The organism is Sulfitobacter sp., assembly GCF_036960155.1.
Taxonomy (GTDB): Bacteria; Pseudomonadota; Alphaproteobacteria; order Rhodobacterales; family Rhodobacteraceae; genus Sulfitobacter.
This window is the reverse complement of sequence record NZ_JBALWB010000008.1, coordinates 178274-190167: the sequence shown is the minus strand read 5'-3', so window position 1 is coordinate 190167 and position 11894 is coordinate 178274. Positions and strand designations below refer to the sequence as shown.

Sequence of the window (11894 nt, the reverse complement as noted above, 5' to 3'; positions counted from 1 at the left end):
TGTTTTTAAAGAGGAAATCATGAACACATCTCAAACAACCAACCAGCTGTACGGCACCAATGTGTCCGAAACGTTGGACGGCTCAATAGGCGCAGATTTGGTTCTGGGCCTATCGGGCGACGACACGATCATTTCAGGTGCTGGTAATGACGTGGTTTTCGGTGACTTTGCCGAAGAGAACTTGTTAGTAGGCACTGATGGAGCCGCTAGTTTTAGCCAGTATGGCGAGTCTGGTGCATGGTCCATTCAAACGGAATCTAGCGGCCATACCAGCATGACCCAGTCCATCGATACCCAGGCTGGTGAGGCGTATGAGATCAGTTTTGATCTTGCTGCAAACTACGGTGCGCAATCTGTCAGCGGTGCGGTCGAAGTTATCTGGAATGGCATAGTCATCGACAGTTTTGACACCAACAGCGCTACGTTCTCGGCGCACGACATCTCGTTTCAAGGCGTTGGTGGCCCGGGTGAGCTTACATTTCGATCCATTGACAGCACGGACACATCTGGCCCTGTTGTGAACACTGATGGGCCCATTTTCTATACGTTGGAAAACAAAGAAATCGGCGGCCAAACTGTCGAGGTGAAGGCCTTTGCAGAGGGTCAGACTGGCATTTACCAAGTTATCAATGGCACTTTGCAAGTCTTTGATCCAATCGAGGCCACGTATACAGTCGCTGGCAGCCCCGCAACTGTGACGGTAAACGCTATTGGGTTTAACATCGAAGATAACCTTATCTATGGCCTTGCTGTCGGCAACGGTGTGGATAGCCTTGGGAACCGGGTTAAGAAGGAAGACCTCGTGATGCTGGATGCCGCCGGGGACAGCTACAACATTGGGTCAACTCCCTACCGTTCATGGACGGGCGATTTCGATGCAAATGGCAACTTGTGGGCTTTCCAGTCTAGCATGGACAGCATCACGATGATCGATGTCAGTGACGTCGATGCAAACGGCGATGTGGCTACTAAAACATTTAAGTTCCCGAAAAAAATGATCACTGATCAATTGTGGGATGTAGCGTATGATGCAGTTTCGCAAAGCTTTCTGGGCGTAACTCGTCCACGTTCCGAGGGCGAGAATTCTACAATGTATACCATCAACGTCTCAGAGGTCGCCAACGGTGGCGAGCCAACATTCGAGACAAATGATGTGACTGGCACAATGATCGACGGCGTGATGCATACAGGCGTGCCATTACTTACTTTCGGTGCAGCGATCCAAGACGCCGATGGCAACTTTTACGTGGCTGGCAACAGCGGCGATCATGATATGAACAATTCCACAGCCAGTGCTGGCGGCATCTACCGTGTTGTAACAAATGCGGACACGGGAACGGTTTACCTCGAATTGGTGGCGACCAGCCCCAGGTCCTCATCCAATGATGGAACATCAGATCCGCGTGCCACGGATCCATTTGCTGAGGTTGACGTCAGCGCATCGGTCTTGATCCGCAACCTAGACGTAACAATTGCACCAGATGCGGACGATACCTACGATGATGTCATCCAGAACGGCAGTGGTGCTGATCAATCAGACGGCGGCATTGGCGCAGACACTATCGCAGGCCAAAGCGGCAATGACACGCTGGTTGGTGGTGAAGGCGACGACGATCTGTTTGGTGGCAACTCTGATCAAACAGCCCCAGTCACGGTCTACACTTACGATGAATTAGGCAACCGCTTTGATGTCGATGGCAACCTGTTGCCAGAGGAAAACGATGATCTATTTGGCGGTGCTGGGAACGACAACATTCATGGTGGTTCTGGTCACGACACGCTTGATGGCGGGACAGGCAACGACAACCTGAATGGCGGCTCCGGCAGTGATCTGCTGAATGGCGGGGTTGGCAATGATATCCTTGCGGCCGGTTCGGAAAGCGATGTGGCCCATGGCGGCGCAGGAGATGATCAGTTGATCGGCGGGGCTGGCGATGACGCGCTATCAGGTGATGATGGCGTCGATAATCTGGCTGGTGGCACGGGTGCTGACACGCTTGACGGTGGGGCTGGCAATGATGTGTTGAACGGTGGCATCGGTAATGATGTTCTGATCGGTGGCACAGGCGATGACGTCCTTAATGGCAGCACGGGCGACGACACGCTGACAGATGTCGCGGGTGACAACACCATGAACGGCGGCTCTGGACATGATAACATGACAGGCGGTTCTGGCGTGGACAGCATCATCGGCGGCTCTGGTGACGATGTTCTGTCAGGCGAAGGAGCGCGCGACGTTCTGAAAGGCGGCACTGGAAATGACACACTGAACGGGGGCGGCGATAAGGACAAACTTTATGGTGGTAACGGTGATGATCTGATCAACGGTGACCAAGGCAGCGACTATATCAATGCCGGGCATGGTGATGACGTTATCTATGCTGGTGAAGGTCGGGATAAAATCCTGTCTGGTACGGGCTCTGACAATATCTGGGGCGGCGATGACACGGATTGGTTTGTGTTCCGCACATCAGATGCCAACAACAGTACTGACACGCTTCATGATTACACCAATGACGGGGTGGAAAACGACCGCATTGATTTACGTAGCTTTGATCTGCTTTCAGATGGGTCATCTTCGGCTGATTGGATTGGCAACTATGTCACTCAAAACGCCGATAACAGCGTCACAATTGATCTGGAAAACCTTTCGATTAACTTGAATGACCATGCAAACCTTCAAGACCAGTTTTTAGCTCAAGTTTTGGACGGTCTAGAGTTCTAAATCAACAGTCAGAGGCGGGTCAGAATAGACCTGCCTCTTTCGCTATCATCGCAGCATGCGTGCGGTTTTTAGCTTCAATCTTGCGACACAAGGTTTTCACGTGCAATTTTATGGTCACTTCTTGCAGCTCGATTTCGCGCGCGATCTCTTTATTGGGAAGGCCACGGGTCAGACATGATAACACCTGAAATTCCCGATCCGTCAGAAGCTTTTTCATCGGATGGTCGGACTCTTCAACCTCTTTGGTCATAAAATCAATCGGAGCGTATTTCTCGCCCATCGCCATGAATTTAATCGCATTCACTAACGACTTTGCGGCCATGCTTTTTGGCAAAAACCCAGCGGCTCCTCGCTCTAGCGCTTGCTCGGCAATGTTCCGATCCGCAGATCCCGAAATCAACGCCACAGGCCGCGGTCTGGTCGCCTCAAGAATTTTTTCTAACCCTTCCAGACCGTTCATGCCGGGCATCTCGTAATCCAACAATACCAAGTCAAAAGGGTCATGGGCGACTAAGGCTTTCTCCACGCTTGGCAAATCAGGGTATTGAACCACCTGAAAAGTACCTTCGCTTTCAAGAAACGCTGCAATGGTCTCTCGTACGAGTTCATGATCGTCAGCTAACAGAATTCTCACATTTACCTCACCAGATTGCTATCTAGAGTTACCACCTTAGCTGCCCAGTTGGAACACAAATGTAAAAACAGAACTAGTCTCAGAAGTTTAGGCATTGATGTGTGTTGCACCTGGTCAATTTACTGATCTTCAGCCCAAAGAATATCAGCAACTGTTAAACGTTAGGTAGCGCCTTTGAGCATGGTAGCCCAAAAGCGCATAAAGTTGAGACGAACCAACTCAGCAACAAGTAAACTACTACCTCACAACATATACCGAACACATGGCGTGCCGGACAATGCGGGCCGCGTTGGGACCCAACAAGAAGTCTTTGAGGTCAGGCTTGTGTGCCCCAACCACGATGATATCCGACTCGGCTATTTTTGCCGTTTTCAGTACTTCATCATATACGCTTCCGGTTGCCACGATGTGGCGCACATTCTCATTATTTGCAGCACCTAGCGACTCTGAAATCAAATCATTCAGCAGTGATTTGGCTTCTTTCGCCATCTTCTTGCTATGATCCTTGTCAAAATAGCCTCCGACATGGCTCATGCCATAGTCGGGGACAACGGTGATGACATCAAGCTGCGCCTTTTCCATCTCAGCAATCTGAAGGGCCACTTTGAGAACTGCGCCCTCGCTCTCAGGGTTGCTAATGTCGACGGCACAAAGAACTGATTTTGTCATGCTGGAACTCCTTCTTTGTTCATACGGCCCCGTTGTGACATCACGATCAAGAGCAACAAAAGTAGTGCTGGAATAAACACAAGTTCCTTGGGCATTTGTGTCGTTGGTGCTTGGATGCGCGCAATCTGGACTGGGGTATCGGCATAGAAGTCAAAGCTGCTCAAGTTGGAGGAAAAGGGCGAACTAAACGATGGCTCATCCATTTTCACAACGTCGCCCTCTGGAAGTAAAATCAGACCCGTATCGGCCAAGCGAGTTGCACCATCCGCATCGCCGACGATCGGCAGAACTAACGTCGTTTCCTTAGTTTCACCTGAATCAAAGTCAGGGCCAGAAACCACCAACCGGAATTGCTGACCATCTGTTGCGGTGTCCAACGCTTGGGCAAACGCAGTTGGGGCAACGGATTCAAATGGCGGCTGAATGCGGTCCATGACGAAATCAGGCCGGAACAACATAAACGCAACCACAACCAAGGCTATGCTTTCATAAAGGCGGCTTTTGGTTAGGAACCAACCCATCGTGCCCGCCGTAAAGACAAGGATCGCAATCGTCGCAGATATGAAGACCAAGATACCTTGGACCCATGTAACATCGATAAGTAGAAGATCCGTGTTGAAGATGAACACAAATGGCAACGCCACGGTGCGCAAGCTGTAGAAGAAGGCCACAAAACCAGTTTTGATCGCGTCTCCACCTGATACAGCAGCGGCCGCAAAACTGGCCATGCCCACAGGAGGCGTTACATCCGCCATGATCCCAAAGTAGAACACAAACAAGTGGACGGCGATGAGCGGCACAACCAAGCCTGACTGCGCGCCCAGTTCTACAACCACACCGGCCATAAGTGATGAAACAACGATGTAGTTCGCCGTTGTCGGCAGACCCATGCCCAAGATGAGGCTAAGAAGACCAACAAGCACCAGCATCGCAATCAAATTACCACCTGATAGGAACTCAACCAACTCGGCCATAACTTGGCCAATGCCCGTTAAGGTCACTGTGCCCACGATCACACCCGCAACCGCAGTCGCAAGGCCGATACCGATCATGTTGCGTGCGCCCTCTACCAAACCTTGGAGCAGATCAACAACACCTTCTTTGGCAGCGTTTGCCATGTCACTTTCGCCGCGAAGCAGTGCCTTTAACGGGCGCTGCGTCAGCAAAATCACAAACATTAACATCGTGGCCCAGAAGGCTGACAGTCCGGGTGATTTTTGCTCGATCATCAGGAAATAGACCAACACGATAATCGGCAGCAGGTAGTAGAGACCTGATTTGTAAATCTCTCCCACAACAGGAAGCTCAACATCCACAGCGTTTGGATCATCCGGTTCCAGATCTGGAACGCTAGCCGCCAACCAAAGCAAGCCAACATAAGCAGCTAAGGCGGCCAATGACAGGATCAAGGGTGATCCGCCTGGAAGTGCTGATGTAACCCATCCAACCGGATACTTAAGAGCGTAGCACAGTGCTGCAAAACCAGCAAAGAATGCGGCCATACCACCAATGGTTTTACCCATTGATACAACGCGGTTACCAAGAACCGGCATATTGCTTTTCACCGCTTCAAGGTGAACGATATAGACCAGTGCAATATAGGAGATAGTCGCTGGCAAGAACGCGTGTGTAATCACTTCGACATATGAAATGCCGACGTATTCAACCATCAAGAATGCCGCCGCGCCCATAACAGGCGGCATGATCTGTCCGTTTACCGAACTGGCAACCTCAACCGCCCCAGCCTTTTCAGAACTGAAACCAACCCGCTTCATCAGCGGGATCGTAAAGGTACCCGTCGTCACAACGTTTGCGATTGAAGAGCCCGAGATCAGGCCAGTGGCAGCAGAGCCAACAACCGCGGCTTTAGCTGGACCGCCCTTGAGGTGCCCCAAGGCGCCGAAGGCCATTTTGATAAAGTAGTTCCCTGCACCCGCTTTATTCAACAATGCGCCAAACAAAACAAAGAGGAACACAAACTTGGTCGAAACGCCAAGGGCGATACCAAACACACCTTCTGACGTGATCCACATGTGGCTCATCGCCTTCTTCAGTGATGCGCCTTTCCAGCGGATCACGTCGGGAATTATTTCAGATGAACCAAAGAAAACATAACCGAGGAAGATCGTCGCAAGGATCGCCATTGCAGGTCCAAGCGCGCGACGCGCGCCCTCAAACAGGATCAGCAGGCCCGCAAGCGCAAACCATTTATCAACGTTATCCGCAAGCCCACCCGCATCCACGATTTTTTGGTAAAAGATATAGCCATACATCGCGATCGCCGCGCCGATGAGGCCAAGAACCCAATCCGCCATTGGAATATGATCGCGCGGGCTGGTTTTAAAGGCGGGATAGGCCATGAAGGCCAGAAAGACCGCAAACGCCAAATGCACTTGGCGCGAGTTGTTCATGATATCGCCAGGCAGAACATAGTTAGCAATCGGTGAGGCCAGCAGAACCTGAAACAGGGACCAAATAACAGCAACGGTTGCTAGAAAGGTGCCAACTGCCCCCGCTGGATCACGTGCGCCAGCGTCGGAAGAACTTACAAGATCTTGCAGTTCCTCTTCGCTCAATGCGCGGTTCTCGGAAGCACTATTGGCCATGGTCGGTATCCCCCCTGATGTGCAGCTTTGGCTGCATCTATTCATTCTGAATTAGGTAGAGGGGCGACAACGCCCCTCTGATTTTCGTTAGATTAGTCGACCAAGCCAGCTTCTTTGTAGTACTTCAACGCACCCGGGTGCAGTGGAGCAGAAAGACCCGCAGTTGCCATTTCTTTCGGGTCAAGGTTCGCAAAAGCAGGGTGCAATTTACGGAAGTCTTCGATGTTTTCCATCACAGATTTCACAACAGTGTACACAGCTTCGTCTGAAACATCTGTAGAGGTTACAAACGTTGCACCCACACCAAATGTCATCGTCTCAGCGTCGTTGCCGCGGTACATCCCGCCTGGAATTGTTGCAGAGCGGTAGTATGGGTTGTCTGCAATCAGGCTTTCAACTTCTGCACCATCAACCGTGACAAGAACAGAGTCACATGCAGTTGTTGCTTCTTGGATGGAACCTGATGGGTGGCCAACAGTGTAGACCATTGCGTCGATCTGATTGTCGCAAAGGGCTGCAGACTGCTCAGCTGCTTTCAACTCTGTTGCCAGAGCAAAGTCGTCCGTTGAAAGGCCTTTTGCTTCCAAAAGAACTTCCATTGTGCCGCGCTGGCCAGAGCCGGGGTTGCCGATGTTGACGCGTTTGCCCTTAAGATCGTCAAAGTTGGTAATGCCCGCGTCTGCCCGTGCAACAACTGTGAATGGTTCTGGATGTACTGAGAACACAGCGCGCAAGCCTTCAAAAGCACCAGCGTCTGCAAACTTAGATGTGCCATGGAACGCATGGTGCTGCCAATCGGACTGCGCAACACCAAATTCCAGCTCGCCTTCGCGGATGGTATTGATGTTGTAAACGGAGCCACCTGTGGACTCGACTGAGCAACGAATGCCGTGCTCTTTACGGCCTTTATTTACCAAACGACAGATCGCGCCGCCTGTTGGATAATAAACGCCTGTCACACCGCCTGTACCGATTGTGATAAACTCTTCTGCAAACGCTGCCGGTGCCAGCATTGTGGCAACAGCTGCCGCAGCGAATGAAAATTTCATTTTAGTATACATCATATAACTCCCAGTTTTGATGTGGCGACCCAGCAGTCTGATCAGTTTTTTCGATCTAGAAAGCCGAGCTGCCTCCATTTCAGCCTGTTTTCAGGTCCAATTACAAGCATTAGTTGATATACCTACGCACATCCTCTCCCATATTATTAGCGAACTTTGAGAGTTTCAATTCGATCCATTTTGGACGCCAAGAATCTGGAAGCTATTCGGATCTTTGAGAAATATGCTGTTAAAGAAAATTATTCGCTGCCCACATGAAGAAGCATTGATGCCTTCCCCCACGTAACTCATCCAATGGTCACAAGGATGTCTCCATAAATTGAGAATCAAAGCGATGCTTCTAGTCCATCAGTCATTCATAATTGGCACATGTGTGGATGCCCAAATATCACTTTTTCCATACAGCGGCACAACCTCTTGTCCACAAAAGGACATCCCTATGGCAACTCCCACCTCCTGAAGAGCTAATTAGCTTAAACTTTCGGCGAGCTTGGCAGCTAAACAGCGCGTTACCGAGCCTGAAGCCGCCATTGCACAATAGACCCGTTGGGCACATTTGGGCGCGCTGCTTTAGCGTCATCTTTATTGGTCAGGTATCTTCATGACAAATGCATCAATAGATCCTGCTTATCAGGACCTCTGTCTTAGGCGCCCTTAACCCGCGCGTTCATCCATCCCAATGACAACTGTGTCGCACCAGTAGGTTTGTATTCCGCGCCAATGGGTTGATCGTACCCAAGCCGATCAATTTCGGCGAATACATGCGCATAGTTCACCTCACCATGATCCGGCGTGCCGCGATCAGGAACACTGGCAAACTGGATGTGGCCAATAACACCATTCAAATCCGCGAGTTTGTTACACAGATCACCTTCCATCAATTGCACATGATAGCAGTCAAACATCAGCTTCAAGTTTGGCAGGCCAACCTCTTCAATGATCTGACACGCTTGCGCCGTGGTTTTTAAAAAATAACCCGGTGCATCGTAAGAGTTGAGCGGTTCGATCAAGATAGTGATGTTATGTGGTGAGGCCGCTGCACAAGCATAGTGCAGGTTCTCAACAAAGGTTCCATGAGCCTCGTCACCCTGAGCGAACCCAGCCATAATATGCACATTGGGCGTACCAATGGCAGCTGCATATGCAATAGCTTGATCAATCGCAGCACGTGCATCGGATTGGCGCCCCGTTAAGGCTGACAGACCATTCTCGCCCTTTGCAACATCCCCGCGCGAGGTGTTCAGACCCAGCATCCTCAGACCTGTTTCGTCCAGCGCTGCCTTTACCACAGTTGCGGGGACAGCATACGGCCAATGACATTCCACCGCGTCAAATGCTGCTGCTTTGGCTGCGCGAATTGCATCCGGCAGAGACAGATCAGACCATAGAAACCCAAGGTTAGCTGAGAATTTCATCAATCGTCCCATTCAATATCAAAATGTGTGACCAGATCAGCCACCTGTGTAGCGTTCAGCATACGTGCAGGGATTCCGCGCATCATCATTGCCAACCGCGCGGTATCTTCTAGCTCTTCAATTGCGTTACACGCTGCTTCCACGTCTTTACCTGCCACCACTGGACCGTGGTTCGCCAACATCACAGCGGAGCGTTTTCCAGCCAAGCCGCGCACGGCCTCTCCCATCGCCGGATCACCGGGGCGAAAGAATGGTAGCAGCTTTACCTTGCCCAGTTTCATGATCGCATAGGGTGTCATGGGCGGCAAAAAGTTGTCCTCGTCCGCATCCGGCATCATAGACCACGCCACAGAGTGGCATGCGTGTAGGTGGACAACTGCCCCCGCCGCACTGCGCGTGTCATAAAACGCAGAGTGTAGTGGCATTTCCTTGGTAGGAGCATCCCCACCGATCAACATCCCTTTTGCATCAAAATGGCTAAGGCGTGCAGGATCGAGCCGACCAAAGCTGGTGCCCGTAGGCGAAACAAGGAGTCCACCGTCTGGTGTGCGTGCCGAAATATTGCCCGTACTGCCGCCTGTTAGCCCTCGATCAAACATCGACTTTGCCAGCATGCAAATCTGTTCGCGCAGTGCGGTTGTCATTGGGCAGATCCTTTCAGCACGTTGGCAGCCTTTTCAAAGTAATCTTCACTACCAAAGTTGCCCGATTTCAGCGCAAGCACAAGGGTGTCACTGGCGCGGAGCGCTGGCACACCGGGGTCAATCTCAGGCCCGATTTCAAGTTGGTTGAGCGATAGCCCCTCCACCACCGCCCCTGAGGTTTCACCACCTGCGGTAAGCAACTTTGTGATACCCGCAGCCGCGCATCTCTGGGCTATGTCCGCAAAGAACTGCTCAAACGCTCGCGCAGATTCGTCGCGTCCATATTTGTCTTGTGCTATTTTCACGATGGCAGGATCAGCGGAACTATAGACCAAGGGCAATCCATCATTTTGCAACACCCATTCCGTAGCAATCGCTGCCGTCACCGATCCATCAAACAGCGCGTCTGCGGTAACCTCAAATGTCGGGTGTTTGATCTTGTGTTGTTTAATCTGGCCACGGGTAGCAATTGAACACGACCCCGATAGGATCACGCATTTACCAGCTTCACCCACCCAGTCTTGACTCACTTTGCTGCTAATTCCAAAATTGGAGGGCAGCCCAAGCGCCGCCCCTGATCCACCAGTCACCAGCGCCAACCCTTTAGCAGCGGCCCCAATCTGCAGAAGGTCCTCATCTTGCAATGCGTCCACGACGATCAGGCGTTTACCTTCGTCAGACTCGTTCTGTAATTTGGCACGAATAGCATCTGCGCCAGCGAACACCGTGCCAGCATCGATATGCCCAACTGCTCCCCGAGTTTGCGCCGCAAGCACACGCCGAATGTCGGGGTCTTTCATTGGGGTGAGTGGATGGTTTTGCATCCCACTTTCGCTCAGCAACATGTCGTTCACAAACAAATGCCCCTGATAGATCGAACGCCCCGTACCGGGAAACGCCGGGCATACAATCACCATTTGTGCACCCAGCGCATCCGCCAATGCCTCGGCCACAGGGCCGATATTGCCATCCACAGTGCTGTCGAATGTTGAGCAATATTTGAAATAGAATTGCTTGCAGCCTTGCGCGCGCAGCCAATCCAGCGCCGCAAGGGACTGCGCGATTGCATCGGTCGCCGGAATGGAGCGGGTCTTAAGCGCAACAACACCTGCCTCGACATCAGCTCCCGCAGGCACGGTTGGCACACCCGTGTATTGAACGGTGCGCATACCCTGTTTTGCTAAAGTGTTCGCAAGATCACTGGAGCCTGTAAAATCATCCCCGATACAGCCTAAAAGCATCAGCTATCTCCCGGCAAAGTCAGACCCGCATTGCGGGCATAAACTTTGGCAACAGCCGCGTCATCCTCTGCTCCAAGCCCCGAACCAGACGCCGCCAAGAACTGCTGCAAAGCGGCCGCAGTAAGCGGTGCACCGAACTTTGCCGATTTGGCGATATCCAACACAATCCCCAAGTCCTTGGGCCAAATATCCACCGAAGACTTGGGACTGTAATCGCCTTCAACAATATGGGGCGCGCGATTTTCCAACATCCAACTGGTTCCGGCACATTGGCTAATCACTTCGACAAACTTATCAGGTGTGACCCCTTGGGTCATGCCAAATGTGAGTGCCTCAGCCATGGCGGCGATATGCACCCCCGCAAGCAGCTGGTTAACCGCCTTCATCGCAGAGCCTGCCCCTGCCGCATCGCCTAGTTGAAATACTTTCTCAGCCATCGCATCAAGCGCAGGCGCGGCACCATCAAAGGCCGCCTTTGAACCCGATGCCATAACGCTCAAATTGCCCAGTGCCGCTTTCGCCGCTCCGCCAGAAATGGGTGCGTCGAGATAGTTCAAACCAATGTCGGCACAACGGCTCTCCATGTCCTTGGCAAATTCGGGAGCAACAGTTGCACAGGCAATGATGGTTGAACCTTTCTTCATCTGCGCGGCCCAACCGCCTGCACCAAAAAGCACGTTTTGCGTCTGTTCAGCATTTAGGACAACGACAACCAGAACATCGCAATGTGCAGCCGCGTCAGGTTGTGACGCACTCAGACCACCTTCCGCCGCAAAACGCGCGGTGGTTGCAGCATTGATATCGAAACCCTGCACGCGATGGCCAGCCCGCAACATTGATTGCGCAATACCATAGCCCATCGAGCCTAGGCCGACGATTGAAATGTTGTGATTAGACAT

The 11894-nt window shown here is 51.8% G+C and carries 9 protein-coding genes; 1 reads left to right on the top strand and 8 read right to left on the bottom strand.

Features of this window, described 5'->3' with window-relative positions; all coding sequences use genetic code 11:
- Positions 1 to 19: 19 nt before the first annotated feature.
- Complete coding sequence (locus tag V7775_RS17205) at positions 20 to 2725, top strand: calcium-binding protein (RefSeq protein WP_335753146.1); 2706 nt, start codon at positions 20 to 22, stop codon at positions 2723 to 2725.
- Positions 2726 to 2744: 19 nt separating this feature from the next.
- On the opposite strand, the gene V7775_RS17200 is transcribed toward V7775_RS17205, so the two are convergent.
- The 8 genes from V7775_RS17200 to ltnD all read right to left on the bottom strand — a co-directional run bounded on the left by V7775_RS17200 (position 2745) and on the right by ltnD (position 11894).
- Entirely contained in the window at positions 2745 to 3359 is a 615-nt protein-coding gene (locus V7775_RS17200; protein ID WP_335753145.1) for a response regulator transcription factor, read from the bottom strand.
- Positions 3360 to 3596: 237 nt separating this feature from the next.
- Positions 3597 to 4028, bottom strand: a complete 432-nt coding sequence (locus V7775_RS17195) for a universal stress protein (protein WP_335753144.1) — start codon at positions 4026 to 4028, stop codon at positions 3597 to 3599.
- The gene (locus V7775_RS17190; protein ID WP_335753143.1) at positions 4025 to 6634 is read right to left on the bottom strand and encodes a TRAP transporter permease; all 2610 of its coding nucleotides are present in this window, start codon (positions 6632 to 6634) and stop codon (positions 4025 to 4027) included. Before V7775_RS17190 ends, V7775_RS17195 begins: the two co-directional genes overlap by 4 nt.
- A gap of 92 nt (positions 6635 to 6726) precedes the next feature.
- A complete protein-coding gene (locus V7775_RS17185) occupies positions 6727 to 7683 on the bottom strand; it encodes a TAXI family TRAP transporter solute-binding subunit (RefSeq protein WP_335753142.1) in 957 nt (318 codons plus the stop codon).
- Positions 7684 to 8339: 656 nt separating this feature from the next.
- Entirely contained in the window at positions 8340 to 9110 is a 771-nt protein-coding gene (locus V7775_RS17180; protein WP_335753141.1) for a hydroxypyruvate isomerase family protein, read from the bottom strand.
- A complete protein-coding gene (gene otnC / locus V7775_RS17175) occupies positions 9110 to 9754 on the bottom strand; it encodes a 3-oxo-tetronate 4-phosphate decarboxylase (RefSeq protein WP_335753140.1) in 645 nt (214 codons plus the stop codon). The genes V7775_RS17180 and otnC overlap by 1 nt, the downstream gene beginning before the upstream one ends.
- Positions 9751 to 10995 (bottom strand): 3-oxo-tetronate kinase, encoded by a 1245-nt coding sequence (gene otnK, locus V7775_RS17170; protein ID WP_335753139.1) that lies wholly within the window; start codon positions 10993 to 10995, stop codon positions 9751 to 9753. Before otnK ends, otnC begins: the two co-directional genes overlap by 4 nt.
- Positions 10995 to 11894 (bottom strand): L-threonate dehydrogenase, encoded by a 900-nt coding sequence (ltnD, locus tag V7775_RS17165; protein WP_335753138.1) that lies wholly within the window; start codon positions 11892 to 11894, stop codon positions 10995 to 10997. The genes otnK and ltnD overlap by 1 nt, the downstream gene beginning before the upstream one ends.

What these genes read in the sequence shown, in the direction of transcription:
- otnC (WP_335753140.1), bottom strand. Translation starts at nt 9,754, where the DNA reads ATGACAACCGCACTGCGCGAACAGATTTGCATGCTGGCAAAGTCGATG.
- V7775_RS17190 (WP_335753143.1), bottom strand. Translation starts at nt 6,634, where the DNA reads ATGGCCAATAGTGCTTCCGAGAACCGCGCATTGAGCGAAGAGGAACTG.
- V7775_RS17205 (WP_335753146.1), top strand. Translation starts at nt 20, where the DNA reads ATGAACACATCTCAAACAACCAACCAGCTGTACGGCACCAATGTGTCC.
- V7775_RS17185 (WP_335753142.1), bottom strand. Translation starts at nt 7,683, where the DNA reads ATGAAATTTTCATTCGCTGCGGCAGCTGTTGCCACAATGCTGGCACCG.
- otnK (WP_335753139.1), bottom strand. Translation starts at nt 10,995, where the DNA reads ATGCTTTTAGGCTGTATCGGGGATGATTTTACAGGCTCCAGTGATCTT.
- V7775_RS17180 (WP_335753141.1), bottom strand. Translation starts at nt 9,110, where the DNA reads ATGAAATTCTCAGCTAACCTTGGGTTTCTATGGTCTGATCTGTCTCTG.
- ltnD (WP_335753138.1), bottom strand. Translation starts at nt 11,894, where the DNA reads ATGTCTAATCACAACATTTCAATCGTCGGCCTAGGCTCGATGGGCTAT.
- V7775_RS17195 (WP_335753144.1), bottom strand. Translation starts at nt 4,028, where the DNA reads ATGACAAAATCAGTTCTTTGTGCCGTCGACATTAGCAACCCTGAGAGC.